The organism is Chryseobacterium geocarposphaerae, from assembly GCF_002797535.1.
Classification (GTDB): domain Bacteria; phylum Bacteroidota; class Bacteroidia; order Flavobacteriales; family Weeksellaceae; genus Chryseobacterium; species Chryseobacterium geocarposphaerae.
Window position 1 is genome coordinate 832660 of record NZ_PGFD01000001.1, and the last position, 15940, is coordinate 848599.

The 15940-nt window shown below is 35.8% G+C and carries 10 protein-coding genes; 7 read left to right on the forward strand and 3 right to left on the reverse strand.

What is annotated here, in order from left to right; all coding sequences use genetic code 11:
- Positions 1-3 precede the first annotated feature (3 nt).
- On the forward strand, positions 4-543 hold the full coding sequence (locus CLV73_RS03620) for a DUF922 domain-containing protein (protein WP_228424216.1): 540 nt from the start codon (positions 4-6) through the stop codon (positions 541-543).
- On the forward strand, positions 540-3233 hold the full coding sequence (locus CLV73_RS03625; RefSeq protein ID WP_100375504.1) for a PD-(D/E)XK nuclease family protein: 2694 nt from the start codon (positions 540-542) through the stop codon (positions 3231-3233). Before CLV73_RS03620 ends, CLV73_RS03625 begins: the two co-directional genes overlap by 4 nt.
- A 173-nt stretch (positions 3234-3406) precedes the next feature.
- Here CLV73_RS03625 and CLV73_RS03630 read toward each other — a convergent pair whose 3' ends face one another.
- The 3 genes from CLV73_RS03630 to CLV73_RS03640 form a co-directional block, all read right to left on the reverse strand.
- Positions 3407-4585: an acyl-CoA dehydrogenase family protein gene (locus CLV73_RS03630; protein ID WP_100375505.1), complete on the reverse strand. Its 1179-nt coding sequence runs from the start codon at positions 4583-4585 to the stop codon at positions 3407-3409.
- A 110-nt stretch (positions 4586-4695) separates the two neighbouring features.
- Complete coding sequence (locus tag CLV73_RS03635; RefSeq protein WP_100375506.1) at positions 4696-5490, reverse strand: NUDIX hydrolase; 795 nt, start codon at positions 5488-5490, stop codon at positions 4696-4698.
- Positions 5491-5506: 16 nt separating this feature from the next.
- Positions 5507-6700: an MFS transporter gene (locus tag CLV73_RS03640; protein ID WP_228424218.1), complete on the reverse strand. Its 1194-nt coding sequence runs from the start codon at positions 6698-6700 to the stop codon at positions 5507-5509.
- 177 nt (positions 6701-6877) lie between these two features.
- Between CLV73_RS03640 and CLV73_RS03645 the strand changes: the two genes are divergently transcribed.
- Genes CLV73_RS03645 through bglX form a run of 5 tightly spaced genes read left to right on the forward strand, consistent with a single transcriptional unit; the run spans position 6878 to position 15927 of the window.
- Positions 6878-9778: a SusC/RagA family TonB-linked outer membrane protein gene (locus tag CLV73_RS03645; RefSeq protein WP_100375508.1), complete on the forward strand. Its 2901-nt coding sequence runs from the start codon at positions 6878-6880 to the stop codon at positions 9776-9778.
- A 10-nt stretch (positions 9779-9788) separates the two neighbouring features.
- A complete protein-coding gene (locus tag CLV73_RS03650) occupies positions 9789-11348 on the forward strand; it encodes a RagB/SusD family nutrient uptake outer membrane protein (protein ID WP_100375509.1) in 1560 nt (519 codons plus the stop codon).
- Between the two features lie 17 nt (positions 11349-11365).
- Positions 11366-12220, forward strand: coding sequence for a hypothetical protein (locus CLV73_RS03655; protein ID WP_157798716.1), 855 nt, complete (start codon positions 11366-11368; stop codon positions 12218-12220).
- 22 nt (positions 12221-12242) lie between these two features.
- A complete protein-coding gene (locus CLV73_RS03660) occupies positions 12243-13700 on the forward strand; it encodes a glycoside hydrolase family 30 protein (protein ID WP_100375511.1) in 1458 nt (485 codons plus the stop codon).
- 4 nt (positions 13701-13704) lie between these two features.
- The gene (bglX, locus tag CLV73_RS03665) at positions 13705-15927 is read left to right on the forward strand and encodes a beta-glucosidase BglX (protein WP_100375512.1); all 2223 of its coding nucleotides are present in this window, start codon (positions 13705-13707) and stop codon (positions 15925-15927) included.
- Positions 15928-15940 lie beyond the last annotated feature (13 nt).

Genomic DNA, 15940 nt, shown 5'->3' on the forward strand with positions numbered 1-15940 from the left:
TCAATGTTGAAATTTGTTATTTTAATTTGTTTTTCGCTTTCACTTCAGATATTTGGGCAGAAAATAATCTGGAAGGAAGATCTGAAGCTGAAATGGGAGAATTTTAAAAGTCCGGTTAACCGGAAAAGCAATCCCGATGTAGTCGCTTACACCCATTGCGGATGGGAATATTCTGTGGTAAAATCCAGCAATCCGAAAGCAACGATTGATTTTACTATAGAAACCATATTTAACGAAGATAAATCATGGAAAGATACCAAAAGAATCAATGATTATGTACTTTTACATGAGCAGAAACATTTCGATATTGCAGAAATATTTGCCAGAAAGCTAAGAAAAGAAGTTCAGGAAAAGATTAAGACCTCTTCAGATTGGGACAAATATTTTAAAGGAATTTATAGTGCGGTTTCAAATGATTATAAGAACTTTCAGATTACTTACGATAAAGTTACCGAACACGGTATTAATAAAGAAAAACAGGCGGAATACAACGAATTAATATCTTCAGAATTAGAAAATTTAAAAAACTTTAGAACCTCTTGAAGTTCCTCAATAAAATCATTCACGAATTATTAGCTCAAAGTTCTGACCTTTCGGAGTTTAATATTGTGTTACCCGGAAAACGTCCCATCGTTTTTATCCGAAGGATTTTAGAGGAAAATAATTATTCTGGCTTTTTGCCCAACTTTTTTACGGTAGAGGAGCTTATCAACCAGATTGCAGACAAACAGCCGATTCAGGGGATTTCTTTATGGCTTTTTGCTTTTGATATCTATAAAAGCCTTAATCTCATTCCAAGAGACAATTTTTCGGATTTTTTGAAATGGTTTCCGACCTTACAGAAGGACTGGGATGATATTTTGAAGTTTTCAGAGAGTGATCAGGCTGTTTTGCAGTACATGTTTGATGAAGAGAGAATTAAAGACTGGGCGCAGAATTTAGGAGAAGATGACGATGTTCCGAGAAAAAAATTCCTGAACTTCTGGAAGAATATGAACGTTTTTCTTCCGGTTTTGAAACAAAAATTACAGGAGAGAAACTGGGCTACTTCAGGAATGATTCATGAAACGGCAAAAGCTGAAATTGATTCTTTTGCCAAAAATACCAAAGAAAAATTTGTGTTCTGCGGATTCAATGCTTTTACTCCGGTTGAAGAAAAATTGGTAAGAAGCCTTTTACAATGGGATAAAGGGCAATGTTTCTTTCAGGCAGATCATTATTATTTTGATGATGAAAGGCAGGAAGCGGGTAAGTTTTTACGAAATCATAAAACATGGAAAGAATTCAACGAAAATAGGGCTTTCAACTGGATCGAAGATGATTTTAACCAGCCCAAAAATATAAAAGTATACGAAGTTTCAGGAAATATAACCCAAACCAAGATCTTACCTGAAATTTTTAAGGAAATTGAAAATAAAACCTATTCCAATACGGCTGTTGTACTTTTAGACGAGAATTTGCTTCCTGCAAGCTTAGATGTTATGTATGGAGTTCCGAACCTGAATATTACGATGGGATTTCCGTTGAAAAACCTGTCGTTTTCCAATGCAGTTAAGCAGCTTTTTTACCTTCAGAAACAATTAGAAAAAAATAAATCCTCTTACTACTACCGCGATGTTTTTCCTATTCTTGAAGAACTTCCGAAATCAGTTGAAGACGAATTGATTATCAATCAGTTCAAAGCAAAAGTAGAAGAGAGGAATATTGTTTATATCTCAAGAAAACTTTTACAGGAGCTTTTAGGAAAACTTTCTTATTATAATTTGCTTCAAAAGGCAGATTCCACCAATGTTTATCTGGATTCCTTAATTGATTTTTGCAAAAAAGTAAAATGGCTGGAAATAGATGATATTCAATATGAAAACGTCTCTCATTTCGAAAACTCCTTTAGAATAATAAAAAACCAGCTGAGTCCCTATGATTTTGAAATCACGATGGAAACGCTGGAGATTCTGATCAATCAGCATATCAATTCCGAGAGTATCGATTTTCAGGGAGAACCGCTAAGAGGCCTTCAGATTATGGGGCTTCTGGAAACCCGTTTATTGAATTTTGAGAATGTGATTCTCCTTTCTGTTAATGAAGGAAAACTGCCGCTCGGAAATTCTCAGAATACCTATATTCCATTTGATATCAGAAAGTTTTTTGATCTTCATACTTTCCTGGAGAATGACAGTATTTATGCGTATCATTTCTATCGTCTGATTCAGGATGCTCAGAATGTACATTTACTGTTTAATGCATTAAGCTCGGGAGTGAATTCAGGAGAAAAGAGCAGGTTTATTACGCAGATAGAAATGGAAAGTTCTCATAACATTGAACATTTAATTATTGAGAATTCATCGGAGCCTATTATTACAGAATCAATCGAATTTACTAAAACGCCTATTGTTTTGGAAAGGCTCGAAAAATGGAAAGAAAAAGTTTCCGCTTCTCACCTTACCAGCTATTTGTACAATCCTGTGGATTTTTATCTTTCTAAGATTTTGAATACTTCCGAAAACGATGAAATAGAAGAAGAATTATCTGTTAAAAATTACGGAAATTTAGTGCATTATACACTTCAAGAAGTATATGAAGTTATTAAAAGTAAAGTATTAAAAGAAAATGATTTAAAAGATTCAATTAAACAAATAGATAAATATGTTGATATTGCTATTGATAAGCTTAAACATCAGCCGGAATTCTACGAGAAAGGAATGAATTTTATTCATAAGGCTATTGCCAAGAAAGTGATAGAAAGCATTCTCAACTACGATCTTGATTTAGTAAAAAACGGAAATAAACTTGAAATTTTAGATATTGAAAAACGGTTTGAAAATGTAGATTTCTATCTTGACGCATCACAAAAAATCTCATTTTTCGGATTTATTGATCGTATAGACCGATTAAACGGAACGCTGAGAATTATCGATTATAAAACAGCAAAAATAAAAAATCTGATCGTTAAAATTGATCAGGATAATGTTGATGAATATTTCCATAACAGTGACAGAAAACAAGCGTTGCAGTTGTGTATTTATCAATATGTAGTTCAGAATCTTCCTGAGTTTTGGGGACTTCCGATTGAAACAGGAATATGGAGTTTTGCCGAAGCCAAAAAAGGAGTAGTTTCTCTGCAGTTTGAAAAAGGAGATATTGATGATGCCATGAAATCTATTAAAAGTTTAATCGAGGAAATCCTGAATCCGGATATTAATTTTATTGAAGAGATTAAGACTTATTCTATTTAATTTTTTCCTTTTATTTTCTACTATATAACTATAACAAGGTGTGCGCTTGTCATTTTGAAAGCAAGGAGTGTAGTGGAGATTCCTCCTTTGTCGGAATGACAGTTATACATAAAGTAAATAAAAAGCCTGATAAAGTTAATTTATCAGGCTTTTATGTTGTTTCTTCTAAATTCTTAGAATGCGTTAATTCCGGTAATATCTAAACCAGTAATAAGCAAGTGAACGTCGTGTGTTCCTTCATAAGTAATTACAGACTCCAGGTTTGCAGCGTGTCTCATCATCGGGAATTCTCCCATGATTCCCATTCCGCCAAGAATCTGACGGGATTCTCTTGCAATATCAATAGCCATTTTCACGTTGTTTCTTTTGGCCATTGAAATCTGAGCTGGAGTTGCTTTATGAGCATTTTTAAGATTTCCCAATTGCAGGCAAAGCAATTGAGCTTTTGTAATTTCAGTTAAAAATTCTGCTAATTTTTTCTGTTGCAACTGATAAGAACCGATTGGTTTTCCAAACTGTTTTCTTTCTTTTGAATACTGAACAGCCGTACAGTAGCAGTCAATAGCAGCACCGATTACACCCCACGAAATTCCGTACCTGGCTGAATTTAAACAAGATAAAGGTCCTTTTAGTCCTGTAACTCCCGGAAGTAGATTCTCTTTTGGCACTTTCACATCATTGAAAACCAGCTCACCCGTTTTTGAAGCTCTTAAACTCCATTTATTATGAGTTTCTGGAGTGGTGAAGCCTTCCATTCCTCTTTCAACGATCAATCCCTGAACTTTTCCTTCTTCATTTTTAGCCCAGACTACGGCGATATCGCAAAGCGGAGAGTTAGTGATCCACATTTTAGCTCCATTTAAAAGATAATGGTCTCCCATATCTTTAAAATAAGTTTCCATAGAACCAGGATCTGAACCGTGGTTTGGCTCAGTCAGCCCAAAAGAACCGATCATCTCTCCTGAAGCTAATTTTGGTAAATATTTTCTTTTTTGTTCTTCAGAGCCGAATTCATTGATCGGGAACATAACTAAAGAACTCTGTACAGAAGCTGCAGAACGCACAGCAGAATCCCCTCTTTCCAGCTCCTGCATGATCAAACCGTAAGAAATCTGATCAAGACCTGAACCTCCATACTCAACCGGAATGTAAGGACCCAATGCTCCTGCTTTTCCCAATTCTCTCATTAAGCCAGGAATATCTGTATGATTTTGTGCAGCCTGATCGATCTGTGGCATTACAAAACTTTCCACCCATTCTCTTATCGATTGGCGTATAAGTTTGTGTTCTTCGGTAAGTAAAGCATCTATTCCGTAATAATCGGGAATGGATGTAAGAGGATAATATGACATTGTAATTTAATTTTTCTAAAAATAATACTTTTCACTATTCCAGAAAAATTTTTTTTAATGCCTTATCATAATTGGTTTCTTTGACCTAATTCGGATTAGAATGGATAGAACTATTCTTCCTCTCCTTTATCATTTGAGATAGGATACTGATTGGCTGAATTGTGAACTTTGCTTTTGAATTTGTACAAATAAGGCGCTTTGTTGGCAGAACCATCATATAGTTTTTCCAGCCTGTCAAGAATGTTAAGGCTCAGTATTTTACGCTGAAAATTGTTTCTTCTGAACTTTTCTCCTAAAATGGTCTCATAGAGAGACTGTAAGTCTTTCATCGTAAACTTTTCAGGAAGTAAATTACTTGCTGCAACTTCGGTATTGATGTTCATTCTCAGATATTCAAGACCGGTTTCTATAATTCTGTCATGGTCAAATGCCATCTGAGGAAGCTTGTTCACTTCAAACCATTCACAGGTTTCATTAAAAGCATCCGGAAAAGTATTGGCAAGAGAAAAATCTATTAAACTGCAATATCCTACAGTAATAAACCTTTGAAAAATCCAGTGATCTTTAGGAACCTCAATTCCTTTGTTCCGAAGTAAGATTTGGTGTACATTGTTTTCCGTTCGATCTATTCTTCCAAATGTATGAAATTGTTTAAGGAACAGGTCTTTCAAATGCGTCCTTTCATATAAAACGCGCGCAGCAGCTTCTCTGAGATCTTCATCATTAAATACAAATCCGCCGGGAAGCGACCACAGATTAAGATCGTGATACTTCAAAAGCAATACTTTCAGGATATTATTATGAAAACCAAATATGGTGCAATCTACAGATACATGAGCTACAAAGTCTTTAGTATCAATAAGTTCCTGAAGGTTTTGTTTGTTTTTTGTGTCTTTGATTTTCATGGCAGTAAAAATAAAATTATTTTTCTAATGTTTTTCTACTCATACTAAAATACATTAAACTTATTGAAAATAAGACCAGTACAGCGAATAAAATATAGACCGAATAATAGTTGAGTAATTGGTTGTTAAATAATATCGACATTATAATAGAGCTAACAGAGCTTCCTAAGGATGAAAAAATAACGACTAAGGAAGTAAAAATATTCACTTTTTCCTTATCAATGCGGGTAATCATTTTTGAATTGATAACAGGGTAGAGCGGTGACAGGAAAAGACCTATTACAGGAAATAAGAACAATAATAGCCTTGAGTTTTCTGCGCCGAGAAATTGGATACCAATGATAACCAGCAATACAGAAACAATCAGTATAAGACATACAATATAATATCTGGATAAAGCAAATCTATGGATAATGTTGGAGGTAATCATTCTTCCGACATAAGAGAAAAGGGCCAGGAAGGATGAAGCCTGCAATGCAAAAAATGAATTGACTTTCAGGTGGTTTTTATAAAATGAAGGTAACCAGGAATTAAAACTCTGTTCAACAAAAACGATTGAAAACAGAACGAGCAAAAATACGAGAATAAAAGGACTAACAAACGTTGAAAGTTCTTTAACAAGATTTTCCTTATCTTTTTTTAAGGGTTCTGCAATTTCAAGTCTGGAGAATAAACAAATAGTGATTGCAGATAAAACGGAGATCATTATAAACCCAAACTTCCAAAATTGCGAGAACTGGCTTGAGATGAGCCATCCAAATCCAGTGTTTACCACAAAAATACCAATCATAAACGAAGCTTCTACGCTATTCATGGTTTTTGCCAGGGACTTTTCATCGGAAATATTATTACGGATCACCCCAAATACACATATTTTACCAATTGCAAAACAAGTTCCGATAATGGCAAACCAAAGCTTATAAAACCAGAATACTTCTACAAAAGGTAAAATAAGTGAGCAGATTCCCACAATGCTCAATGCTAAAATCAATGACTTTTTTGTCCCGAATTTGCTGATAAAGTTAACCGCAAAAAGTGAAATAAGTGCAACGGGAATATCTTTAAAGGACTCTAAAAATCCCAATTTATCATACGTGATTTTTGCCTCAGAAAGCTGCAAAATTACAATACCCATACAGTTTAAAACCATTGAAAAAATCAGGAAAGTTAGTTTCAGAGGAAGGGATATTTTCGAGAGCTTGGTAGTCATTTCAGGGATTTATTTTGTTCTGTTTTATAAAAAATCAAGGTTTATTTTAAGAAAAATTATGCCTTTGAAGTCCCAAAAATAAACGAAATATTAAAATAGTTATTAATAAAATGTTAATTATTTAAAAAAAAATATATTTTTATTGTCTCAATTTGAGAATTAAAAAACTAACTGTATATGAATGTAAAAATATCAAGAAGTTTAGGGCTGGTTGCAGTACTCTATTTTACTGCCAACTTCAGTGCCCAGAACACAAAGAAAGACACTCTCCCTAAAGAGCAAAAAATTGAGGAAGTGGTAATGATCGGTTATGGTACTCAGAAGAAGAGTAATGTAACGGGAGCGATTGCAAGTATTAGAGCCAGTGATATTGAAGCTATACCTGCAGGAAAGCCAGAACAAGTTCTTCAAGGGAGAGCTGCCGGAGTAAATGTAGTTTCAAATTCTGGACAACCTGGAGCATCAGCAACTATCCGTGTGAGAGGGGTTACAAGTTATTCTTCAAATAACGATCCGCTTTGGGTTGTTGATGGTATTGTTGTTGACGGTATAGGCTGGCTAAGTCAAAGTGATATCGAAAGTATTGAAGTTTTGAAAGATGGTGCTTCTTCTGCTATTTACGGAGTTTCTGCAGCAAGAGGGGTTATTTTGGTAACCACCAAAAAGGGTAAAAAAGGAAAACTTAGTTTATCCTACAACGGTTTCTTCGGGGTGAGTAATGCCGCAAGAAAACTGGATCTTTTGGATGCTACACAATATGCGACTGTCATCAATGAAGGTTTTGCAAATGACGGACAAGCTGTAAGATTCCAAAATCCGGCATCGTTTGGAAAAGGAACTGATTGGCAGGATGAAATTTTCGGAACGGGAGCAAGACAGAACCACGAGATCAGTATACAAGGCGGAAACGAAAAATCTACTTACTTTGCGTCATTTGGATATTACGATCAGACTGGTATCGTAATGAGTGATATTTCTTATTATAAAAGATTAACAGGACGTTTAAACTCAACTCATAAAGTAACCGATTGGCTGACTGTGGGCCAAACTTTTGCGTATACCAACCAAAAAAACCAAGGGATTAATGCTAATGGTGAGTTTGGCGGCCCTTTAAGTTCTGCGGTGAATTTGGATCCCATCACTCCTGTTGTCGTAACAGATTGGTCACAGGTAAATTCTGCTTTATATACCAATGAACATATTTTGAGAGATGAAAATGGGAATCCGTACGGAATTTCGCCTTATGTAAACCAGGAAATGTCTAATCCAAGAGCGTTTAAATATACACAATTAGGAAACACTAACTGGTCAGACGATTTTATTGCTAATGTTTTTGCAGAAGTGAAGTTTTTAAATCATTTTACGTTTAAATCTTCATTAAACGGTAAAAAAGCATATTGGGGAAGCCAGAATTTCACTCCACTTTTCTATTTAAGTGCTACGTACAGCAATTTACTTCTAAACAGTTTAAGTCGCACTACTCAAAACAAATTTGAATGGAGTTTTGAAAACACCTTGAATTATCAAAATAAATTTGGAGATCATAATCTGAATGTGCTTTTGGGAACAGGATACTATGATTACAATATTGGAAGTGGCCAAACTGTTACTCATAAGGGGCTTCCGATCAGCAGCTATGAAGATGCTTCCTTCAACTTTGAAGTTCCGTTGGCTAACCAAACTTCTTCAGCATGGGATAATCAGGAATGGAACAAAGCTTCTTATTTTGGACGTGTGATTTATGACTTTAAAAATAAATACTTATTTACAGGTACATTAAGATATGATGGTTCTTCATTGTTTGGAGCAAATCACCATTGGGGAGTATTCCCTTCATTCTCTTTAGGATGGAATGTTGATAAAGAAAGCTTCTGGCCGGAAAACGATGTGATAAATAGCTTAAAATTTCGAGGAGGTTACGGAACTTTAGGAAACGATGGTATTGAGGCTTATAAATTTTCAAAATTCTATATTTCTGGAGCCAACTATACTAGTGGATCAGGAGGTGTATTAATTGGGTATTTGCAAAATGGTCTAGAGAATAAAGATTTGAAATGGGAAACAACTACACAAACCAACATTGCAGCAGATTTAAGACTTTTTAAAAATTTTACTCTAACAGTTGATGTTTATGACAAAAAAACATCGGATATTCTAAGACCTGTTCAAATTCCAGGGTATGTAGGAGTTACAGGATCTTATGTGGCCAATATTGGAGATATGAGTAATAAAGGGATAGAGGTAGAATTAGGTTACAAAAAAACATGGAATGACTTTACAGTTTCCGTAAATACCAACTTTGCTTACAATAAAAATGAAGTTTTATCACTTGAGCAGGGAACGAAATATTTGGATGGAGCGGGCTTTCAGTCTATGGGACCAATACAGAGAATTGTAGTAGGAGATGCTTATAATTCTTTCTATGGTTTCAAAACTTTAGGTGTTTTCCAAAATCAGGCACAGATTAATGCTTATGTCAATTCTAAGGGGCAAATGCTTCAGACAGACGCGAAACCTGGAGATTTTATCTGGGCAGATTCTAATGGTGATGGTGTAATTGATGATTTAGATAAAGTGAATTTGGGAAGCTCAATTCCTAAATATAATTTCGGAGCTACTTTAAATCTAAGCTATAAAAATTGGGATTTTATGGTATTTGGACAAGGTGCCGGAGGAAACAAAATCTTTCAGGGGCTAAGAAGATTGGATATGTTAGATGCCAATTATCAAACCAAGATCTTAGACAGGTGGACGGGAGAAGGTTCTACGAATGAAAATCCAAGACTAACAAGAGCAGACGCAAATAAAAACTACTCAAGGCTATCTGACTGGTATCTGCAAAAAGGGGATTACTTCAGAATTAAATTAATCCAATTAGGTTATACACTTCCGCAAGATATCACCCAAAACTTTGGTGTAAACAAACTACGCTTCTATGTAACTGCCGAAAACCTAATTACTTTCACAAAATATACAGGGTATGATCCAGAAATTGCAGCAGGAGATTCTTTTGGTATAGATAGAGCGTTTTATCCTCAGGCAAGAACTTTTATGTTGGGAGCTAATGTAACTTTCTAATTTTAGTACAATGAAAAATAAATTTTTAAAAATATCAATAGCAGCTTCATTTTTAATAAGTATATCAACACTTAATGTAGCTTGTAATAACGAAACTTTAGAAGAAAAAGAATACAAAGGAGCATTTGCCGGAGATAACTTTTTCAGAAATGAACAAGAATGTTTTTTTGGTCTTATAGGTACATATGACGTAATGAGAAAATATGCAGGTGGCTTTGAAAATATGGTTACTTTTTTCAATGCAGCCTCAGATGATTTCTATGCGGGTGGTGGTAGTGCTACTGACGGAGCAGGCATTCAAGGAGCGTCAAGTTTTCAAATCAATCCAAATACAATGCCTGCAAGTTACTGGAAAGATTATTATCAAGGTATTGCAAGAGCAAACGCGCTTATCCTAAATGCACCTAATGCGGTGATGGATGAAACTTTGAAAAAACGTTTTATTGCAGAAGCAAAAACTCTTCGAGCTTTATATTATTTTGATTTGTTAAGAGTTTTCGGAAATATTCCACTTATTTTAAAACCTTTTGAAGCGACAGATGATTTTTATAACGTTCCCCAAGTTTCAAAAGCAGAAGTTTACGCTCAAATAGAAAAGGACTTGAACGAAGCTTTGCCTTATCTTCCGATGATGGTAAGTGGAGAGCAAAATGGTAGATTAACGCAAGGTGCGGCAAAAGCTCTTTTAGGTAAAGTATATTTATATGAAAATAAAAAAGCAGAAGCTGCTGCACAATTTGCAGATGTAAATGGAACTCCGGGTGGAACCAGTCAATATGGATATAAACTATTAGCAAATTATAATGATCTTTGGAAAGCAGGATTAGCAGCAAGTGGGACTGCAGATCCTTATGAATTTACTTCAGAATCTATTATTGAAGCATCCCATAGTGACCAAGGGAAATCTGATTGGAGCTTTTGGGGGCAAGGCAAAGATGAAGGAAATTCTATTTGCGTGATGACGGCGCCAAGATCTTATACCAGAGTTATTCAACAAAATCCTGCTGATAATGCGCCAGATATTGTTTCAGGTTGGGCTTTTAATACAGTTACTACAGATCTTTTTAATTTTATGCAAAATGATCCTCGTGTAAATGCTACTATTTTGAATATGAATACATTAAAAGCGCAAAATAAAGCAGATTATGCACCTGCTTATAAGGATACGGGTTATTTTCTTAACAAATACATGCCTACTGCTGATAAAAAATCAACCTTGGGTGTTACTGAGCTTAATTATCGTCAAAACTATATTGTTATAAGACTAGCTGATACATATTTGATGGAGGCAGAAGCGCTTAATGGGACAGGGGCTAGAGCCCAAGCTTTGTTAGATGCAGTAAGATCAAGAGTGGGTTTAGCGCCTGTTCCTGTGTCTATGCAAGCTATTAAAGACGAGAGAAGAAGAGAATTAGCAGGTGAAGGTCATAGATTTTTTGATTTAGTAAGATGGGGAGAAGCTGCCACAAAATTATCCTCTAAAGGATTTATAGCAGGTAAAAATGAAATTATGCCAATACCTCTCACAGAGCTTACAGGAACAATTTTGAAGCAAAACCCTGGTTACTAACTAAAACATTTAACAACATGATAACTAAATATATTAATAAATCCTTTTTACTAGGATCAGCAATATTCTTCTTGGCAAATTGCTCTCCGGATACTATTGATGGAGATGGCAATGGGCTTTCCCAGGGAGCTGTAGATGGTTCTTTTAAAGTTACAAAAACATCCGAAAACAGATATCGGCTGACAACAAACGCCACTAATTACATTACTACAAAATGGAATATAGATGATGAAGGTTTTAATATTGGAAAGAATATACAGGATATTTTTCTTCCTGATGCAGGAAACTATGTCATAGAACACCAAGCATATGGAATTGGTGGTATTCTTGCTGGTACGGGAACTCAGACTATCACAGTTCCTACATCAGATCCAATAGCAGGAAATATGATTCTTGGCGGTAGATTTGATACTCCCGATGAAGTTTCAAAATGGACAATTCACAAAATAAGTGCTTCTGGTGCACAATGGGTTTTTGCAAATGGTAAAGCTACTATTGTTGCATCGGGTGGTTCACAACAAGGTATTTATCAGGCTATAAATGTTGTTGCCGGACAAAAATATTCAATAGATATGGTTGCCTCATCTGATACGGCTTTAGTAGATACATGGTTTGAGGTTTATGTTTTAAATAGCATACCGGTTACAGGCCAGGATATATCGGGATCAGTTTACAGAAATATCAATACTTGGTCAGGATGTGGAAAGTCTGCATTCAAAGGGAAAGTGTCATCGGTAGGATGTGATGGTTCTAAAAATGGAGGTATTTATACAGCAACAACTACCGGAACTGTTTATTTAGAAATTAAATGTGGAGGATCCACTGTCAACAGCTTAAGTGTTGATAAAGTAGAATTTCGTAGAATGCAATAATTTTTTGCAATATTAATTTGATATGATTTCACAATATTCATATAGTTTCGTACTTAGAAGTGCTGCACTCTGCGGTGTAGCACTTCTTTCTTTTTTAAACTGCAGTAGTGCTGATGTGACCGGAAATGGTGATAATTCAGGAGGAAACGGAGATACCTCTGGAGATCCCGTACAAATGTGGTTAACAAAAGGAGATCAGTCGGTAAAACTGCAACAACAAAGTACAGCGTATTTTTCAGGTACTTCAAATACAGGAACTACCATTGAGGTAGATGCTTCACAGGTATTCCAGAATATCGATGGGTTCGGATATACGCTTACAGGAGGAAGTGTTCAGGTAATCAATCAGCTGAATGCCACCAAAAAGCAAGAGCTATTAAATGATCTATTCGGTAATTCAGGAATTGGAGTGAGTTATTTAAGAATCAGCATTGGAGCTTCAGATTTGAACAGTGAAGTGTTTTCTTATGATGATATGCCTGCAGGACAGACCGATCCTACACTTTCTCAGTTTAGTTTAGTGAAAGATCAAGCTGTGATTCAGATGTTGAAGGATATTTTGGCCATTAACCCTACAATTAAGATTTTAGCAACCCCATGGTCTCCCCCGGTTTGGATGAAAGATAATGGTAGCAGTATAGGGGGAAGTCTAAAACCTGAATTTTATGGAACATATGCTCAATATTTTGTAAAATATATTCAGGCAATGCAGGCCCAGGGAATAAAAATTGATGCCATTACTCCTCAAAATGAACCTTTACATCCAGGTAATAATCCAAGCATGTATATGTCTGCCGGAGATCAGGCAACTTTTATTAAAACTCATTTAGGACCAGCTTTCCAGGCGGCTAATATTAATACTAAAATCATTGCCTACGATCATAATTGCGACAATCCGGCTTATCCGTTGGCTGTTTTAAATGATGCTGTGGCCAATCCTTATGTTGATGGATCTGCTTTCCATTTATATGCAGGAGATATTTCTGCATTGAGTACAGTTCACAATTTATTTCCCAATAAAAACGTTTATTTTACGGAACAATGGACAAGTTCTACAGGAACTTTCTCTGGGGATTTGGATTGGCACATAAAAAATGTTATTATTGGCTCAATGAGAAACTGGAGTAAGACGGCACTGGAATGGAATGTAGCAAACGATGCATCGTTCGGACCACACACACCGGGAGGCTGTACACAATGTAAAGGAGCAATTACAATTAATAATGCCACAGGGTATGACAAAAATGTAGCCTATTATATTATAGCGCATGTTTCAAAATTTGTTCCCGCAAACTCACAAAGAATTGGATCAACACAAGGAGATAACCTTTCAACAGTGGCATTTAAAACGCCTGCAGGAAAAACGGTTTTGATTGTTCAGAATAGCAATTCGACGGATAAAACATTCAATATAAAATACAATCAGAAAACAGCTCCAGTAAAGATTACCGGAAACTCTGTTGCAACTTATATTTTTTAAAATCATGAAAAGAATTTATTTCTTATTAGCATTTACAGCGTTAGGATTAAATCTGTTTGGGCAAAAGACCATTGATCAGAAAGTCTCTGAACTGTTGTCAAAAATGACATTGGAAGAAAAGGTTGGACAGTTAGTTCAATACAGCGGATTTGAGTATGCAACAGGTCCTCAGAATTCGAATTCTGCAAATGTTTTAAACGAAATAAAACAAGGGAAAGTAGGTTCTATGCTTAATGTAGCCGGAGCGGAAGAAACCAGAAAATTTCAGGAATTAGCTTTAAAATCCAGATTAAGAATTCCTTTATTATTTGGTCAGGATGTTATTCACGGATACAGAACAACATTTCCGGTAAATATTGGTCAGGCTGCGAGCTGGGATTTAGGATTAATAGAAAAATCAGAAAGAATTGCCGCGACCGAAGCTTCGGCTTATGGAATTCACTGGACTTTTGCACCAATGGTCGACATTGCGAGAGATCCGAGATGGGGAAGAGTAATGGAAGGTTCGGGTGAAGATACGTATTTAGGGACGCAGATTGGTTTAGCAAGAGTAAGAGGCTTTCAGGGAAAAGGTTTAGGAAATCTTGATGCAATTATGGCTTGTGCAAAACATTTCGCTGCGTACGGAGCGGCAGTGGGCGGAAGAGATTATAATTCCGTCGATATGAGTTTAAGACAATTGAACGAAACCTATCTTCCTCCTTTTAAAGCGGCTGCAGAAGCAGGAGTTGCTACTTTTATGAATTCCTTTAACGATATTAACGGAATTCCGGCAACGGCAAACAAATATATTCTCAGAGACTTATTAAAAGGAAAATGGAATTATAAAGGCTTTGTGGTTTCAGACTGGGGAAGTATCGGAGAAATGGTTCCTCATGGGTATGCAAAAGACAATAAAGAAGCTGCGGAAAAAGCAATTCTTGCAGGAAGTGATATGGATATGGAAAGCCGGGCTTATATGGCCGAACTTCCAAAACTGGTACAGGAGGGAAAAGTGGACCCTAAGTTTATTGATGATGCAGTGAGAAGAATTTTAATTAAAAAATTTGAAATGGGATTATTTGATGATCCTTACAGATTCAGCAACGAGAAGAGACAAAAAGAGCAGTTAAATAATCAGGAAAACAGAAAATTCGGAAGAGAGTTTGGTTCAAAAAGTATCGTATTGCTTAAAAATCAAAACAATATTCTGCCTCTTTCAAGATCAACAAAAACGATTGCCTTGATTGGTCCTTTCGGTAAGGAAACCTCGGCTAATCACGGTTTCTGGTCGATTGCCTTTAAAGATGATAATCAAAGAATTATTACTCAATTTGATGGAATTAAAAATCAATTAGATAAAAACTCAACATTATTGTATGCAAAAGGCGCTAATGTTGATGATCAGGACAAATCGATGTTTGCAGAAGCCGTGGAAACAGCAAAAAAAGCAGATGTTGTCATCATGACTTTAGGGGAAGGTCATGACATGAGCGGTGAGGCAAAAAGTAGAAGCAATATCCATTTTTCAGGTGTTCAGGAAGATCTGTTAAAAGAAATCGCAAAAACTGGAAAGCCAATTGTACTGATGATCAACGCGGGAAGACCGTTGGTGTTTAACTGGGCGGCAGATAATATTCCGGCGATCTTATACACTTGGTGGCTGGGAACGGAAGCTGGAAATTCAATTGCAGATGTTCTTTTCGGGACGGTAAATCCGGGAGGAAAACTACCGATGACATTCCCGAGAACGGAAGGGCAGGTTCCTGTTTATTATAATCATTATAACACGGGAAGACCTGCAAAAAACAATACGGACAGGAATTATGTTTCAGCATACATCGATTTGGACAATGATCCGAAATTTCCGTTTGGATTTGGTTTAAGCTATACCCAATTTAAATATTCTGATATGAATCTGAGCTCGACTAATCTTAAGGGCAATCAGACTTTAAATATAAGTGTTAACGTTGCCAATACAGGAAAATATGATGGAGAAGAAGTAGTTCAGCTGTATATCAGAGATTTGTTTGGAAAGGTTGTAAGACCCGTGAAGGAGTTGAAGGGCTTCCAGAAAGTTTTTATTAAAAAAGGAGAAAACAAAACTCTTAATTTTACTTTAACTCCGGAAAATTTAAAGTTTTATGATGATGAGCTGAATTATGATTGGGAAGGCGGAGAATTCGATATTATGATCGGAACCGATTCTCAAAATGTTCAGACTAAAAGAATTAATTGGTCAAAATAATAGAATTTTAATG

Excerpts from the sequence above, each read along its gene's own strand:
- CLV73_RS03620 (WP_228424216.1), top strand. The coding sequence starts at position 4 with ATGTTGAAATTTGTTATTTTAATTTGTTTTTCGCTTTCACTTCAGATA.
- CLV73_RS03630 (WP_100375505.1), bottom strand. The coding sequence starts at position 4,585 with ATGTCATATTATCCTCTTACATCCATTCCCGATTATTACGGAATAGAT.
- CLV73_RS03635 (WP_100375506.1), bottom strand. The coding sequence starts at position 5,490 with ATGAAAATCAAAGACACAAAAAACAAACAAAACCTTCAGGAACTTATT.
- CLV73_RS03640 (WP_228424218.1), bottom strand. The coding sequence starts at position 6,700 with ATGACTACCAAGCTCTCGAAAATATCCCTTCCTCTGAAACTAACTTTC.
- CLV73_RS03645 (WP_100375508.1), top strand. The coding sequence starts at position 6,878 with ATGAATGTAAAAATATCAAGAAGTTTAGGGCTGGTTGCAGTACTCTAT.
- CLV73_RS03650 (WP_100375509.1), top strand. The coding sequence starts at position 9,789 with ATGAAAAATAAATTTTTAAAAATATCAATAGCAGCTTCATTTTTAATA.
- CLV73_RS03655 (WP_157798716.1), top strand. The coding sequence starts at position 11,366 with ATGATAACTAAATATATTAATAAATCCTTTTTACTAGGATCAGCAATA.
- CLV73_RS03660 (WP_100375511.1), top strand. The coding sequence starts at position 12,243 with ATGATTTCACAATATTCATATAGTTTCGTACTTAGAAGTGCTGCACTC.
- bglX (WP_100375512.1), top strand. The coding sequence starts at position 13,705 with ATGAAAAGAATTTATTTCTTATTAGCATTTACAGCGTTAGGATTAAAT.